This window comes from Mesorhizobium sp. LNHC209A00, assembly GCF_000502915.1.
Classification (GTDB): Bacteria; Pseudomonadota; Alphaproteobacteria; order Rhizobiales; family Rhizobiaceae; genus Mesorhizobium.
The window spans coordinates 58,726-74,417 of record NZ_AYWT01000017.1; the positions used below are offsets into that span (position 1 = coordinate 58,726).

Consider the following 15,692-nt stretch of genomic DNA (forward strand, 5'->3'; position numbering starts at 1 on the left):
GCACCAACGACTGAGGTGCTGTGTTTCTCGGCAGGCGTCTTCGGCTAGCGAAACCACACCTTCAAGGAACCATGCGTCGAAATCGATCGCAAATCCCGCATCAATTGGGTTCGGGCAACGAAGTTGCTGAGTTCCCAATCGGTCAATTCGCAAAGTGGAAAAGCTCGCCCTCGTTACCTGAATGACCTCGGATATCGAGTTACTCGGTCTGCCGAGCGTCAATAAGCTGCCGGATGCTTGGCGAACGTCCGACAGGGTAGGCGTCTGCGCGAGCGCAGGCATCTCCGCCCTACGAATGGAGCTGCGGCGCTACGCCATCGGCTGAGTTTGTGTCGAAGGCCACCGGTACGCCGTGAACGAGGGATAGGGTCGCCAGCAACTCCNATGGAGAGGAACCGAGCCTTGCCTCTTGAAAGAACATAGGCCTCGGTAGCTCTTTCAACCGTGATGGAGTGAAAAAAGTTGGTCATCGAGAATTCCTCCCTGAACCCTGACCAACTTGGTTTACGGCAGGACTTTGGTGGTCTCAGCCCTATGTCCGATTCCAGACGATCAGGCAGCCTCTATGCTGAACTGATGTTGCTCCCCTTCGCCATATGCACCATCCGTGAGTTTTATCATTCCGGTGCGGTCGACGATCGTGATCTCGCCGCGCTTGGCATGAACCAGCCCCCGATATTCGAGCGTTTGGAGGGCGGTGGTAACGCCCGGCCGGATCGTGTCCCGCAGCGTGGTGTAGCTGACGGCATTCGTCGCCGTGCTCTCCGGCATGGGCCGGGCTGATCAGCGCGCCACAGCTGGCAGGCTGATGAGGGGATCATCGCTCATCTGGCTGACCGTTCCAGCGTCATGTATCTTGCCCTCTGCACTGCCCATTCATCGTTCTGTTCGAGCAGATCGCGCCGACGAGGCGCACGATCGCATCGTCATTGGGGAAGATTCCGACGACCTCGGTGCGCCACTTGATCTCGCCGTTGAGACGCTCGATCGGATTCGTCGAGTGGATAGGTCATATAGGCCAGCACGTCGGGCTCGGCGTCGTCCATGATTGTCGCCAGCTTCGTCACCTTCGGCCGGATCTGGTCGGCAACGGCGCGCCATTGTACGGACGCGGCCTCGGGTCTCCTAGACGAAGGCGGTGGCGATGAAGGCCGAAACGACGCGGCGGCCGCTCTTGCCGGCGTGGGCCAGCACGTTTCTGATGAAGTGGACGCGGCAACGCTGCCATGTCGCCGACAGAACCTTGGTGACGGCGCTCTTTAGACCCTCGTGCGCGTCAGAGACGACGAGCTTCACCCCGCGCAGGCCGCGGCGTGTCAGCTTGCGCAGGAACTCCGTCCAGATCGGCTCGGCCTCCGACGTGCCAATCTCCATGCCCAGGACCTCGCGCCGGCCGTCCGCATGCACGCCAATCCGCGACGATGACGGCGATTCGCTGGCCCAGAGCCTCAGAAAAAAAACGGCGCGGCGAGACCAGCACGACATTGTCATCGCATCCCTCCGGGTCGTTGATGGTAAGCCCGCCCGGCTGAAGCCCTAATTCAAAGCGGTCGCCATGGGCGCCAGTTGTTGGTCAAACTTAACTGGTGGTAAGCGCGTGGCTGTGGCCCATCTCCAAAGCCAATGCTGCTCCAGGGCGCATTGCCGCTGTTCTGAGAATTGTCGCCTGTTCGCGCAGCTCCCCCGAGCGCTGCTCGTACTCTCTCGCGCTGTAGGTTTGTCCGGCCTGGGTGGCTTGCATAGCCATCTTTTCAAGAAGCACGACACGCTCCTCTATAATCCGTAGCGCAGTGCGGATCGCTTCGTCGACGGACGGCTCCTGTTCTTCGGCCAGGACCTCGGCAGTGAATGCATGGCCAACCTGGCACCGAAAGCGGAGAGGAGGACCGCTGCGCATCTGAGACAAGACGCCGCCGCACGAAGGGCAGGATATTGGCGTGACATCGGCGATGGTGGAAATCGTGGAGGAATCGGATCGTCTCCCCAGCGCGATGCGAACCTCCAGCTCCAGATCAGCGGGCACCTCGAACGATGTCTCGACGTCTTGCGTAACGAGCTCCGTTAGCACCGTCGCGAGATCGGCTGCTGATCCACGATAATCGACGTCCGTCCCGTAGAGCGCGCCAAGCGGCATATCGGAAGCTTTTGAGTCAGCCGGATTTTGTACCGCGGTTGCCCCGCCACACCGCGCGATTGCCGCTAGGCCAGCCGCCCCGTCGTTTAGAAGCCCACTGAGAATGACCCCTACCGCCCGCGGGCCATAGGAGATTGCGACTGATCGCAACAAAGGATCAACCGCAGGACGGGCCAAGTTCTCGCGAGGGCCCTTGCCCAGCCTGATTACCCCATCGACGACGATCAGATGATGGTCAGCTGCCGCAACGTAGACATGGCCCTGCTCCAGCATATCGCCATCCACGGCGGTGGTGACTGGAAGCCGCGAGTTGGGCTCAAACATTGCTGCCAAGTGGTTTAGCCCCCGTGCACCAACATGGATGACCATCAGCACGGCAGCAGGGAAGTCGTCAGGCAGCCCCGCGAGGAGATCCTTCGCAGCTTCGATCGCGCCCATCGAACCGCCGATCGCGATGATGTCTCGCTTCGTCATATACAGTCCTGCTCCTGTGCGGTTGGACCCGCAACGCGGGAGTCTCGCGATAGCGGCTGACGCTTGTTCAGCTTCGCCGTTCCTCACAAAAAAGTCCAACTCTTCGCTGGCAACGTTTTCACTTGACCGATCAGACGCGGCCGGCTCGCGTTTGTCGTCGCCCTTAATCGGTGTGGGGACCTTTCGTCTGGCCGACCATCTTCGCCAGTTCTGAAAACAATGGGACGTCGGTTTCGCCTTGCGAATGCTTCGCCATCAGCAGGAGCCGGATGGGAAAGGAAATGGCGTCACGGTTGGCTGGCAACATATCGGCGAAGGTTCGCTCCTCGTTCGTTATTGATTTTCCGCTTTCCTCAGCGCAGTGTCGATGTCGTCAATCGATAGCAGGCGCTATGAACCAGCACATTGTTGATTGATGCGATCGCCATCATCCACCCTTCCATAGCGACGTTCTTAGCCGACCTCTTTGCCTGCCCGGCGGGTTTTCCGACTGGTGGATCTTAGGCGTCACAGCTGGGCGACTCTGCGATAATCTTCATCTCCAGACATCCTGCGATCCTCCGTTAGTCCAGGAAAACATCCGGCTGCGCCGCGAGTTCCGTGACCTCGGACGATATCTCCGTGGCATTGGGAATGCGTGCCGCCGCCGCGTGCAGCAGGTTTGGGTGAGGCACCGCGGGCGACCTCGTGGCTGAGCGGGAGGAAGCCGGAAGGCGGAGTTCGCCTACCGCGAATTTCTTGCCGCCGAGCAGAGGCGTCGCTCGGAGGAACACCGTCGACCTGACGAACAGTCGGTTCGAGAGAGGGAGGAGCATGTCGGCCAAACAATGAAAGGCGTTAGCTCTCAAGGCGACAACTCGCCCGCATTTTCTGGGAGCGTACAATCCACCGGATTTCTATAACCAAGGCATGGCCATAATCATTTGACACCAGCTGCAGGTTGAGCCGATACACACGTCGCCCGGCGGAGCTTTGCTATCGAATAGGCAGCCATAGTTCCTGTAAGGAGTGTACCTCGCATCCAATCCTCTCGCGATTTCTATCCACATTGCCGGACGAGTGAACCGGGAGCCGACGCCGTATAGCGGCGCCGTTTAGGCGAAAATCTGCCTTAAACAGCCTCGCTCCATGAAAATCAGACAGCACGTCTAGAGCCGCGCCAACCGGCCGCCATCCACGTTGAGCGCCGCGCCGTTGACAAAGGCGGCGTCGTCTGAAGCCAGGAAAGCGGCGGCCGCGGCAATCTGCTCCGGCTTACCGACATCTTCCGGGCTGATGGTTTCGACGCCGGACTTAATGTTCGGATTTTCCCAAAGCATCGGTGTGTCGATGGCCCCTGGCAGGATAGCATTGGCGCGTATGCCACACGCCCGGCCTTCGATCGCTGTGGACCGGGTGAGCGACAGCAGCGCGGCTTTCGCCGCTGCGTAGGGAGCGACATGCGGCGTCGTTTCGAGCGCGTGCACGCTCGAGATGTTCACGATCGACCCGCCATGGGCCATGTGCGCGAAAGCCTCACGCGTGAAATGGACTGCCCCCAGCAAGTCCACACTCAGCACCTTCAGCCAGTCCGCGCTGGTGAACGCCTCGAGGGGCTTGAACATTATCAGGCCGGCGTTGTTGACGACGATGTCCAACCTGCCAAATCGCGCGAGGGCCAGTCGACAGCACTGCCCGACGGCAATCTCGTCTGAAACGTCGCAAACCGAGACGGCGGTGTCCGGCGCGCCGGCTTTTCGGACCGCCTGTGCGGCCGCCTGCGCACGGCCTCCATCGAGGTCGGCGATGATAACCCGGGCGCCTTCGGCGCCCAAGCGGGCCGCGATGGCCAGCCCAATGCCACTTGCGGCGCCAGTCACAATCGCGCTCTTGTCAGCCAGGCGCATCGGGTTTCACCTTGTCCTTGGAGGGTTCCAGCGGTTCGGCCCCAGCTTCGGCGATCCGGTCCACATGCAAAAGGCCCCGCGCATAGTCCTGCTGCGCGCGAACACTTGGGTCGTCCTGCTCGGACGGCAAAAAGACGGGCAAAGCGAGGCAGACACTTTGGGTGGCGAGTAGCTTGTTCCAGTTGGCGATGAGCGCCTTGTATGCGGTTCCCACCGCCCTGGGGTTGCGATCCAGGTCATAGAGGCCGACCGCATTGACCCTTCCGTTGTTCTCGCGCAGGGCGCTATCCCAGTCCACCTGATCGGTGAGCGAGTACCAAGTGAAGCCCACGATAGGTATGCCGTCGTTGCGGATCCTAAGCACGTTGGCCCACTCCTTCCACAACCAGTAAACGGCTTCGTCCCCGTTCGGCCCTTCCCGGATGTTTGTCTCTGTATGCATCACAGGCAGGCGATAACGGTTGAAATACTGGCGCGTAATCTCGTCATAGCCGAACACCTCGCCGGAAGCCGACGTGGTCCCGTCCGCCCAGACCCGGTGCTCGTTGGTCTGGTAATAGTCGGTGCCCATCACGCAATGCCTGCGCAAATGGTTTTCCAGGAAGAAGCTGTACTCCTGCCCGGTCATCCCGTTTTCGAGCAGGTAGCGATAAGTGCGCGCGTCGACGTCATGCCCGTAATTGAGGTCGAGCGATAGGAAGCGCTGGCTATTGAAACGCTCCGCCTTGCCGACGGCCTCCGGGGAGTCGGCGTGGAAGTATTCCGAGGATTCGCTTTGAATGAAGATAGCGTCGGGCCTCACTTGCAGGATTGCCCGCATCGCCACCACGTTGCCCTTCACGATATGCTTGAGGGCGGTGACGAAGGCGGTATCGGTGCTCAGTTGCTCGTTCCACCAACCCCAGCGCGCTGAAAACGTGGCGCAGATGAACATCTCATTGACGGGCGTGTAGAGCTGGATCCAAGGAAAGCGGGTCGCGAAGTCGTGCGCGTAACGTTCAAACAGCAGCGGAAAATCCGGGTTCTGGAAATTGCCCACCCAGTCTGGAACGCCGAAATGGCAGAGGTCGACGATCGGAAGAACATCCCTGGCCTTCAGGTCAGCGAAGGTCTCATCGGCGAAGGTCCAGTCGTAGTGTCCGTCGCCCAGCCAGGTCTTGTGAATTGGAGGCCCGTAGCGGAGAAAGCGAAGACCCAGTTCCTGGAGCAGTTCGAAGTCGGTGCGCCATTGCTGGTAGAAGCGACATTTCTCCATTTCGTCGACCCGCTCCCGTCCTCCCCTGATCGTGGGAGCGCTGTTTTCAATGCCGGTAGCAAAGACGAAATTGAACATGAAGGGACCTAGGCCAGCCAAGCTGCTAACGTCCAGCTTGCAGCGCAGTTCCGGCTAATCGGCTGCCCCAAACCCTAACCGTGTCGGCCGGAGGACGAGCGGACCGCTGGCGGATCATCGAAGCTGAGCTGTGGGATCGCGGCTCAGCTGTCACCCGCCGCGATAATGGTTGTGGAAGACGAATTGTTCATTCGCATTGACATCGCAGACACCCTCCGGGGCTTCCCTGGCCTCGAAGTCATCGAGGCAAGCACGGCCGACGAAGCCTGGAGCTACCTGAGGTCGAATGGCCCGCTAGATGTTCTGTTTACCGATCACCGGATGCCGGGTTCAATGACCGGGTCCCAGCTGGCGGTAATAGTGCAGCGAGAATATCCGGAGTGACGAAGGATCATCCATCACTGGGAAGCCAAACGAAGGGAGAACTCAAAAGTGTTGGCTCCAAGTCATCTGCATTGAAGGGGCTGGAAATGGACGAGAGCTTAAAGCCGGACCACCAAGGCGCACCACAAGGGGAATGGGGGGACTTAAGCTTTTCGTTGCCCGCCGCGCGGCTCAACATGTGGGCACCCGATGCCGCCACTAAGTAGTCACTCGCTCGTTTGGCCTTTGCGCACCATGTCCTAGCCTTCGCGTTTAGCCCAAGCAGGTCGACACCCCGGAAGGTGTGATGGGTGCTCCCCGAAAAGTTTCGTCTTGATGGTGACAATTGCCGCGACCGCTTTGCGAGCCACTCCACTTCCCGCCGTCTCCAGCTTCTCTCCGATTCCGCAGCACGGCCCCGAAGATCTCGGGTAGGCGTGCAACTCTGTGCGGATGTCAGGCCCGGTGGGTTAAGCATCTCCCAGCTTCTATGCGTGCCGCTTGCGAGCCGGTGAATGGCCTTCGCGGCCTGCACGATTTTGAATTCCTGGGTGCGGTGAGCGCCAAGGTCGTCTTCGATCAACGCACAATGGCCCAAATAGATGGCCAGCAAGCGGCGGGGCTCAATGCCGGCCTTGCGCAGCCGGGCGAACGCAACACGCGCTCTGTAGCCCGCTGGCTGGCCGCGCAGGTTCGCCTGCAAGAACGGAGGCTAGCTCCTGAATGGCTAAGGCAACTGCACCCTGTTGCGGGCATTCCGCGAGCCAAGCAGACGCTACGACGATATACGGAGCTCTGACGCGCGATATGTTTTGCACCAGGCGTGTGACGTCGAATGGCTGCGCCGGTCGTGTCCATGCTTCTCCAACTAGCCTGTCGTCTGCGCGCGCACATGTCCAAGTGTTGCGCAGCCCGAACTTGTTGGTCTCTGTTGACCATGGCTGTGTCGGACGGCGGAATGAGAGTCACTGGGCGGGCCTGTTCCGTTGGAGGCAACCATTTTGGTAGGCTGGCCGTGACGGTCGTGCGAATAGCCTCTAAAAAGCATTCCAGTTCAGTTTTCCGTGCTCAAGTGCGAGAGTGGACAGCGACCGGGAGACCGGCGCCGGCAGACTAGCGGTTTGATCCAGTGCTTGCAGCATATCCGCCTTTCCGGCAGCCCAGCGTTCGCGGATTGAGCCCGTTGTGAAGTCGAGCATCTTCAGCGCTGTTTCGTGCCGGCCTCCATTATAGGCTAGGTAGAGCAGTACCGTTGTCGCCAACTCTGCCTGGGGACTGATGCTCTGACGAAGGTCATACTCTCTGGTCAATGACTGGATTGCGTGGCGGGATTGACAGCTGAAAACAATATCCTGAGCGCGTCGCGCGGCGGCTCCGGTTGAGTCAGGCCGGTCGCCTTTAGCTGACAGCAGATCGAGTGCAATGCAGAATGCGTCTGAATTCGGCGGTTCTCCCAGGGCGAGACGGACCGGCAAATTGGCCGACAACCCACCATCGACAAGCCAGCGCCCACCGATCTCTATCGGGTTAAAGAGAACGGGCATGGCGGCGCTGGCGCGCAGGCAGTCAGGACCGATCGCCTCGTGCATCGTGTCGAAAACCACGTCCGAGCCTTTCTCGACGTCTACAGCCAATATCGTCAACCGTGGGTCTGCTTCGTTCAGAAGGTCGAAGTCGACCAGTTCGCAAAGGGTCTCGCGTGTGGCACAGGTCTCGAGAATGCTGACCTTTCGCCGTACTGGGCCGGAGATCGGCCACGCGGCAAACAGTTCGGGGCCGAAGAGCCCAGGCCTCCCGCTCACGATAGTCTGCAATGCCGCGAATGACTTTTCCAAGCGCTGCCACGACGGGTTAACCCACACGCCAGCTTGCGAACCGACAGTCGTCTGTTCGGCTTTTGCCCAAAAGGCATGAAGGCGGTTCAGTCGATCTTCTGGCCGGTTGCCGGCGATGATCGCGCCGGTAATTGCTCCAATCGAGGTGCCGACGACGTGCTTCGGCTGGTGGCCCTTCTCAACAAGCGCTTCGTACGCTCCGGCATGATAGGGGCCCAGCGCATTACCCCCTGACAGCACAAGAACGAGATTGTCTGATATGTTCATAAAGCAGGCCTGTCATGCTGGTGGGCGGATCGACTTTGTCCTTGCATATCCGGGTGCGGCCCATCGTTCTTTTTGTTATCGCTGTGCATCTCAGCATGCACGAAGCGGCCGCGCGACTACTATGCTGCGCGGACGATCTCAAAGCTGGTCTCTTCGAGATCAAGATCGAAGGCTACTAATCGACCACGCCTGACCGCAATTGCCGCCGCCAACTCCCCAAGCTCGTCATCCGTGTGCTCGCAAAAAGCTGCCACGTTCCTGACAAAGGTAACCGCATCCCGGGTCGACACGACGGAGAACCGCCTGCGGGAATTCACGAAGGCTTCAGCGACCTCGGCGACGGATGAAGCTCGGTCCAAGTTAACTAGCATGCTTGCACCTCTGCACCGACGCCACGCCAAAGCTCGGCCCGCGCAAATTGTTCCCGTTGGCTCACAATGCCGCCTTCCTTTCAAATGGTAATGCTGAGGCGGGGGCCAGGAACATGGCGGGCGCCGTCTGCCACCAAGAGTCGGTCGAGAATTCGTGTTCGACCGGACAAAGCTCACCTCATCCGCGAGGGATGGACACGACTATGGCTCGACGCCTGGAAGCGTGATCCGAAGATCGAACGCTGCCACGGCAAAGGGAGCAATCTGCATTCTTTCATCGTCATCACCCTGATTTCGCGCACGCGCTTCAGCAGCGCGCGGCACAGCGATCGCGCCTGTCGCCCTTAGCCACCAAATCGAGCAAAGCGATCCGTCGGGTGGAAACTGGCACGATGCGTGGCGATCGCGGCGCGATGTCAGGCAGCCAAAGCAGTCGCCTTACTAAACGATCTCGCCTGAATGATCGAAATGGATCGCGAGCCCACAAGCGACGGCTCGCTCCGCGATCATATTGACGAGATGGCTATCGCCTACCGACGGTGCCGGAAAGACCTGTTTCAGAGCCATGAGAGCATGCTGTGTGGACAACAGGCCCCTTCCCTTTCGGCTGCTCACATATTGGTCGATCACGGATTCCAGTGGCATTCGCCTGCTCTCCACATCTCACAGGATTTGCTTAGCTTAGCTGGCCAGCTGCAGCATTCACATTCGTTAAGGCGTTCCTCATTTCGGCGAACAACGTCGGACGTTCCGTCTCGGCGGAACACTACGTCCAGCGCCACTCATCGGGAGCGGAACATCGGCGCTTCTACACTATTCTATGTTGGTGGATGTTCCAGTCGACGATTGTGACAGCATTTGAATTCGTCTGTTTTTCTCGCCTGCCGGGGAGTCATCTCGTAGCGGTGTCCTCTTTTTTGGTGCTGCTGCGTGCTCTACAACGATATGGCAGCGGATCGCCCGCACCGGTGAGCGCGGGAACGCAAGACTTAGCCGCTAAATCGGCCAGAGCCGGGAGGCGATCCACGTTCGGAGTCGTGAGGCCGCTCTCGAATTCGGATGAACCCTTACTTTTACTCCCTGCGGTGTTCCCGCTGACCCGCTGGCTCTGGCCGGCGGCCTTTCCCGCCGAGGTGTCGCATGCAGCTCATTCTGTTTCCGACCGCGGTTCTGGTCTTCATGGTCGCTGGGACTGCGCCAGCTATGGTGGCGGCTCCAATGCTAGGGCCCAGTACTCCAGACTTGCTTCGCCGGTCCTGTCTTGGCATGGGCGGCCGGAACATCTGCGAGAGACCAGTGTTCGGAGGCAGGCCCGTCTACTCCCGGGCGGTCCTTCCCATGTGAACTGCCCGCTGGCCCAGGCCGGCGGGCTTTTTTTGCCTTGACCACCTCGGTCGGTGCCGCAGGACCTGCATGGAGGGCACGCCTGGGGGCGCCCATGAAGAAGATGTCCAGAGACCCGTTCTGAGCAAGCGTGCACGGCCTCCCGCTCATCGAGCCGATTGGCGGGCTTTGTGTTTGGCCGGGAATTTCCTTGCGAAGAGCAAATTGAGCCACGGCGGTCGGGTCCCCATCGGAATCTGCCGCCGACCAAAGCGAAGAAGGCTCGGCCAAGGCCGTGCGATTTACACTCGACGCCTTCATCTTTTCGACGAGGGTTCAAGACGAGCCGGAAGCGCTCAGCCGAGTGCGTTGCCTTTTGCAAAAAATTCGGGCTTCAGTGGGCCGTAAGACATGTTGTCGTGTGCCAGATGAGCTGTCTGACGTCGCGCCTGTCCACCGGCTGGCGACATCGCGCGCGCAGGGTCGTGGCCCTTCAGTGTTCCGGCGGGTACCTTGCCAATGCACCTGGCAAGCAGCTTACTCTGCGGCGTCCAGTGAGAGGCCTTCTGCCTGCAGCCTCCACATGCGGGCGAACAAGCCGCCATGGGCCCTGAGCTCCGCGGCGTTGCCATCTTCGAGCACGCGACCACCGTTCATAACCAGAATGCGATCGAAGCTGGAAAGGGTCGAGAGGCGATGCGCGACCGCGATCACGGTGCGATCTCGAAACATCTTGACCAAGGACGCCTGAATCATCAGTTCGGATTCCGTATCCAGAGCGGACGTCGCCTCGTCTAGAACGATCACCGGAGCAGCCTTGAGGAACGCCCGGGCAATCCCGATCCTTTGCCGCTGCCCTCCAGATAACTTCACGCCCCGTTCGCCGACTAGTGTATCATAGCCCTCCGACAGCCGCGAAATGAAAGCTTCGCAGTGGGCGGCGCGGGCGGCGGCGTAGACTTCGTCGTCGCTGGCCTCGGGGCGGGCGAACCGAATGTTCTCCATGACGGTTCGGTGAAACAGCAGGATCTCCTGCGGCACGACGGCCAGCGCTTCGCGCAGGCTGTCCTGCGTCACCGAGGCGATGGGCTGCCCGTCGATCAGGATCTGGCCGCCTTGGACGTCGTAGAGCCGCTGCACGAGGTGGACGAAGGTCGACTTTCCCGCTCCGGAAGGACCGACGATCCCGACTTTCTGGCCCGCCGGGATCGACAGGTCGAGATTGTGGATGGCGTCGATTTCGGTGCCGTAGGTGAACGAGACCTTGCGGAATTCGATCGCCCCGCCTCGGGGACGAATGGCCGGCGCCTGCGGCATGTCGACCACGGTCTGCGGCTGGCCGATGATGCGCAAAGTGTCTTCGATGAAGCCGAAATGCTGAACCATGTCGACGAGCGACAGCGCCATGTCGCGAGAGCCGTGCAGGATGCGGAATGTCAGGGCGCTGACCAAGACCACATCGCCGGGCGTGATTTCCCCTCGGCTCCATTGCCGGACCGCCCAGGCGAGCATGCCGCCGGCCATCACCCAAAGCGCGATGTCGTGGATGAGGCGGGCCTTTTCCGTATACATCCAGCTGTCGCGCTGCGCATCTGCTTCGGTTCGAAAACTCGCCGCGAGCCTGGCGTGCTCGCGCGCTCGGGCTGAAAAAGCCTTCACGGACCACATGTTGGTGATGACGTCGATGAGGCTGCCGCCCACCTCGTTGGCATAAGATGCGTAGGTGCGGTGCAGGTGCCTGCCCCGCTCGCCGAACGCAAGCAGGCCGCCCATGATGACGACGACAGCGGAAGCCAGCGCGACGGCCATGCGCCAGTCGACGACCGTAAACACGATGACGGTGCCGATAAAGTCGACGGCCGGCGGCGCAATCCGCCAGATGACAATGTTAGTCAGGGCGCCGAAATTGCCCGCCGTCGCGGTAACCCGCTGGCCAAGCGAGCCGGCGAGGTTCTCAGCAAAGTACTTCATCGGCTGGCCGTTCAGGAAATCGAACAGGTCGAGCCGCATCTGAACGCCGATCGCGAGGGTCGCCTTGCAGCCGAGCCAGCCGCAGAGACGCCAAAGGATGCTCTCCACCGCGATGAGGCTGATGAAAATGGCGAGAGCCGTCTGCGCGGCAGAGCTGTCGCGAGGGCCGGCCATGGCGTCGACCAGCACCTTCATCACGTACTGGATGGCGACGGCGCAGGACGCGGCGGAGATCACCAGCACGGTCAGGAGGATGAACTGTGGCAGCTGCCTGTGGACATAGTGCTTTATAAATGCAGCCGACCCCTCCAGAAACGGAGGCAGCGGGCTACTTGCCTGTGGCTTCAGATACCGCATAAGTCCCTCCGGCATATGGCCCTGGCATCAGTTCACGCTGAAGCGTTTGCAGTTTGCGGTTCTGCTCGATCAATTCGTCCGCCATGCGCTGGCACACGGGGCGGCGACCATGCTCCCCGATCGGACCGAGCAGGCCGACGTCGCACATCCGTCCATTGTCCCATCCGGGGTAGTCGATAATCGGATAGAGACAAATTCCCTCTATCTGGACGCCCCGCTGCATGGCCTCGAGGACTTCGGCGACGACATAGTGCAACCAGGAAGGCCTTGCCGTCCGCTCGGCGCCCGTTTCGGAAATCGCGACCGGGCGATCGTAGCGTTGGGCGACTTCGACGAGCATGTCGGCAAGCGGCTTATAGGCATGATGGCCAAAGGGAATTGTCGGGCCGTGCAGGAGCCATTGATTGTCGGGATAGAAGTTTACGCCGACAATATCGAGGTATTCGGGCCGTCCCCCCAATTCGGGCTCCTGCAGCCCGGCAAGCATGTCGAGTGCTTCGAACTGAGAGAGCCGGTAGCGCTCGGCCTCGAGTTGATGCTCGACGTCGTGAGCATAGCCGGCGACGTGTATCAGCGGTTCCGCGGTGATGAAGCGGGCCCGGGGATCGACTCGCCGGATCGCGTCGATGGCGGCGATGGCGGCTCTAACCAGGATGCGCTTCAACGCGCCTCCGAGACCGTTCGCGCACGGGTTGATCCGGCCGGTATCACCACCCGCCCACGACCAATAGGAGATCTCGTTCACTGGACAGAAATACGGCACCGAACCGATTTCATCGTGGATCACCCTTGCGGCGGCCTCCGCAAAATTGGCGAAGCGCTCCACGAAATCGGGCAAGAAGATGTCTATGTCGTCGGGCCATCCATAATGGCAGAGATCCCAAACGACCTGTGTGCCGGTGGCGTCGGCGGCGCGCAGCATCGGCAGAAAGCTAGACCAGTCATAATTACCGGGCTCTCTCTCGATAAGGTGCCAACGCAGGCCGTCACGGACGGTGCGGATATCGCGACGCTGGAGTTCACGGTAATCCGTCTCTGATGCTTCATCGTGACAGGTGGCGCGAAGCAGGTCGAGGCGGACGCCATCTACGCGCCGATGGCTCGAGCACTCGAAGCCACCAAGGAAAAAGCTGTTAAACGCGGTCGGTTCTCTCATCTTGGCCTCTAGGATTTTAGGTCGCTTACTCAGCTGCCCAAGGCAGCGGAGGTCTTGTTCCAGCGAACATCACGCTCACGCAGGAAGCGGCCCAGGCCGCTTGCCAGGGGAGGCATGAGTTGACCCCGTTCGCTGGCCAGTGCGGCGGGCGCGAGGGCCCCGCCGCCATGATCGGGCAGCACAAGGCTCGCATCGAGACCGACCGAATGGGCGACCTCTCTTGCCCATTCGTACCAACTGACCGCGCCGTCATTGGCGAGGTGCCATAGTCCCGTCTCGCCATCGATCAAGAGGTCGAGGGCGGCGTGGGCCAGGTCTGGAGCGTAAGTAGGTGAGCATACTGCGTCCGCCGGCAGTCGGAGGGCACAGTCGGCAGCGATTTCATCCAGGATCTGCGAAAGCATGTCGCCGGTGTCCCACGGTCCGAAGACGGCGCTGGTGCGGATTATGAGCGCACCGGAGCAATGCTTCATCACCATCGCTTCGGCTGCCGCGTTAAGGTTCCGGATGCCCGACGCCGGGGTGACTGGGCTGCTCTCGACCAAACCACCGGACAGGGTTTTGCCGACCAGTACATCCGACGACACCGTCATCAACGCCACGCCGGCCGCAGCACAGATGGACGCCAGCACAGCTCCGTTGGCCGGATCTTCCGCAGGCGCGTGCTGCCCATCGAAAAGGCCGTCGGCGCGTTGCGCGCTAGCCGCGTGGATGAATGCCCATGGCCGATGCTTGAGCAGCACGCGGCGCACGGAATGCGGCTCCGTGATGTCGAGCTGGTTGGCGGCAAGAGCAATGAACTCCAGGCCCCGGTGGGCAGCGATGCGGCAGAAGGCACCACCCAGTGCCGCGTCCTTGCTCAGGATGAGCACCTTGCGGGCGGTGCCTTCGGCACCGCGTTCAGCCGTCGTTTCCAGAGGCGGCTGGAAGAACCGCGTGTCCCTGCGCCACCAGCCGGGGCTGTCGAGAACCGGATGCGCCGGGCTCGCGCCAGACGCGATCTGCCGCACCGCGCTTCCCAGCGCGGTCAACCGCGGCGATGGGCTGCGGACGTCGAAAGCTCCTGCTTCGTAGGCAAAGTCCTCGCGCAACAGCAGACTGTTCCAGTCGACGCATCCCAACAGAGCCCAGACCGTGACGGCGGCGATGTTCTTTCCCTCGCCGGCCAGGCGATTGGCCGCGCTCCAGACCTCGTTCAGCCAGCGAAGCTGCTCATCCCGGCTGCACCCATGGTGAACCTCGGTGACGGCCACGGGCCGGTCATACCGGTCATAGACCTCGCGCAGACGCGGCTCGGGCCCTACCGACCCAAGCGGAAGATGCATTCGCACCGCGTCGAGATCCGCATAATGGTGCCGCCCATTGCCGCCGACCAGAGCCCCGGCGGGAAGCTCGGAACGCCGATGATCAAGGAAGCGCTCGCTGGTCGGATAGTAATTGACTCCGATAATATCGGGAGGACAGGGCTCATCGACGAAGGCCTGGAGTTCCTGCTCCGGAATCCCGTGATCGACGAGGCGCGAAAACCAGGCGTGGCTGCGGTCGACGCGGCCGAACAGCAGGTCGAACGTCAGCCAGCGGCGTTCGTTCTCATAATCTGCTTGGTAACCAAGCAGCGGAGTGCTGAACGTCTTGCCGATATCCTCGGTCTGGACGAGGGCAGCGTGTGGCGTCACTTCACGGATTGCCCGCATCGCAAGTACCACGCCGCGGCACTGGTTGATCAGCGCCCGCGCGAAATCCGGCAACCGGCGGCAGTGGGGATACCAATGTCCGTACAGGGCGCTGAACCGGGCGGTGGTCAGCGGCTCGTTCACCGGGGTGAAGCGGCAGACCTCCGGATAGCGCTCCGCGACGCGCCGGGCGTGCCGCGCCAGCAACTCGGGAAAGCCCGTATCGAGCAGATTGGTGTAGCGGGGGCCGCTTCCGTGGTGAAGCAGTCCGGCAATGACGTCGACGCCGAGTTCGCCCAGTTTCGCCATCCGCTCGTCGTGCCAGGAAAAGTCGGCGGTTTCGATGTCGTCCGGCGAGATCGACTCCCAGAGCAATGGGTAGCGGAGCGTTCGGATGCCCAGATCTCGGATCCGGTCCAGGTCGGCCAGCCTGCCGGCATGGCCCGTTTCGACAGTCTCGTCACGCCATCTGTTCCTCAGCCGAATGATGCTGCATTCGACTCCTCCCCAGATTTCAGGCGTTGCTTGCATGGTTTCGGTCTTCATGGT

General features: G+C 61.1%; 9 protein-coding genes and 1 pseudogene. 1 reads left to right on the forward strand and 9 read right to left on the reverse strand.

Features of this window, described 5'->3' with window-relative positions; translation table 11 throughout:
* Positions 1–552: 552 nt before the first annotated feature.
* From X739_RS140625 to X739_RS140605, 5 genes and pseudogenes are all read right to left on the reverse strand, one after another.
* On the reverse strand, positions 553–771 hold the full coding sequence (locus X739_RS140625) for a hypothetical protein (RefSeq protein ID WP_023795857.1): 219 nt from the start codon (positions 769–771) through the stop codon (positions 553–555).
* 12 nt (positions 772–783) lie between these two features.
* A pseudogene (locus tag X739_RS01000000166575) lies at positions 784–1,413 on the reverse strand (transposase); the annotation flags it as partial.
* Positions 1,414–1,579: 166 nt separating this feature from the next.
* Positions 1,580–2,608, reverse strand: coding sequence for a chemotaxis protein CheB (locus X739_RS140620; protein ID WP_023795859.1), 1,029 nt, complete (start codon positions 2,606–2,608; stop codon positions 1,580–1,582).
* Positions 2,609–3,756: 1,148 nt separating this feature from the next.
* Positions 3,757–4,494 carry an SDR family oxidoreductase gene (locus X739_RS140610; RefSeq protein WP_023795861.1) on the reverse strand — a complete coding sequence of 246 codons (738 nt, stop codon included), beginning with the start codon at positions 4,492–4,494 and terminating at the stop codon, positions 3,757–3,759.
* Positions 4,481–5,827 carry a family 1 glycosylhydrolase gene (locus tag X739_RS140605; protein WP_031252367.1) on the reverse strand — a complete coding sequence of 449 codons (1,347 nt, stop codon included), beginning with the start codon at positions 5,825–5,827 and terminating at the stop codon, positions 4,481–4,483. The genes X739_RS140610 and X739_RS140605 overlap by 14 nt, the downstream gene beginning before the upstream one ends.
* 874 nt (positions 5,828–6,701) lie before the next feature.
* Between X739_RS140605 and X739_RS140600 the strand changes: the two genes are divergently transcribed.
* Positions 6,702–6,989 (forward strand): hypothetical protein, encoded by a 288-nt coding sequence (locus X739_RS140600; RefSeq protein ID WP_156939976.1) that lies wholly within the window; start codon positions 6,702–6,704, stop codon positions 6,987–6,989.
* Between the two features lie 238 nt (positions 6,990–7,227).
* On the opposite strand, the gene X739_RS140595 is transcribed toward X739_RS140600, so the two are convergent.
* From X739_RS140595 to X739_RS140580, 4 genes are all read right to left on the reverse strand, one after another.
* Positions 7,228–8,292 carry a patatin-like phospholipase family protein gene (locus tag X739_RS140595; protein WP_023795866.1) on the reverse strand — a complete coding sequence of 355 codons (1,065 nt, stop codon included), beginning with the start codon at positions 8,290–8,292 and terminating at the stop codon, positions 7,228–7,230.
* A gap of 2,231 nt (positions 8,293–10,523) precedes the next feature.
* Positions 10,524–12,314 (reverse strand): ABC transporter ATP-binding protein, encoded by a 1,791-nt coding sequence (locus tag X739_RS140585; protein WP_023795869.1) that lies wholly within the window; start codon positions 12,312–12,314, stop codon positions 10,524–10,526.
* Positions 12,286–13,470 carry a beta-glucosidase gene (locus tag X739_RS0135480; RefSeq protein WP_031252370.1) on the reverse strand — a complete coding sequence of 395 codons (1,185 nt, stop codon included), beginning with the start codon at positions 13,468–13,470 and terminating at the stop codon, positions 12,286–12,288. The genes X739_RS140585 and X739_RS0135480 overlap by 29 nt, the downstream gene beginning before the upstream one ends.
* 29 nt (positions 13,471–13,499) lie before the next feature.
* Complete coding sequence (locus X739_RS140580; protein ID WP_031252371.1) at positions 13,500–15,689, reverse strand: sugar nucleotide-binding protein; 2,190 nt, start codon at positions 15,687–15,689, stop codon at positions 13,500–13,502.
* Positions 15,690–15,692: the final 3 nt, after the last annotated feature.

What these genes read in the sequence shown, in the direction of transcription:
- X739_RS140620 (WP_023795859.1), bottom strand. Translation starts at nt 2,608, where the DNA reads ATGACGAAGCGAGACATCATCGCGATCGGCGGTTCGATGGGCGCGATC.
- X739_RS140585 (WP_023795869.1), bottom strand. Translation starts at nt 12,314, where the DNA reads ATGCGGTATCTGAAGCCACAGGCAAGTAGCCCGCTGCCTCCGTTTCTG.
- X739_RS140625 (WP_023795857.1), bottom strand. Translation starts at nt 771, where the DNA reads ATGCCGGAGAGCACGGCGACGAATGCCGTCAGCTACACCACGCTGCGG.
- X739_RS0135480 (WP_031252370.1), bottom strand. Translation starts at nt 13,470, where the DNA reads ATGAGAGAACCGACCGCGTTTAACAGCTTTTTCCTTGGTGGCTTCGAG.
- X739_RS140605 (WP_031252367.1), bottom strand. Translation starts at nt 5,827, where the DNA reads ATGTTCAATTTCGTCTTTGCTACCGGCATTGAAAACAGCGCTCCCACG.
- X739_RS140595 (WP_023795866.1), bottom strand. Translation starts at nt 8,292, where the DNA reads ATGAACATATCAGACAATCTCGTTCTTGTGCTGTCAGGGGGTAATGCG.
- X739_RS140580 (WP_031252371.1), bottom strand. Translation starts at nt 15,689, where the DNA reads ATGAAGACCGAAACCATGCAAGCAACGCCTGAAATCTGGGGAGGAGTC.
- X739_RS140610 (WP_023795861.1), bottom strand. Translation starts at nt 4,494, where the DNA reads ATGCGCCTGGCTGACAAGAGCGCGATTGTGACTGGCGCCGCAAGTGGC.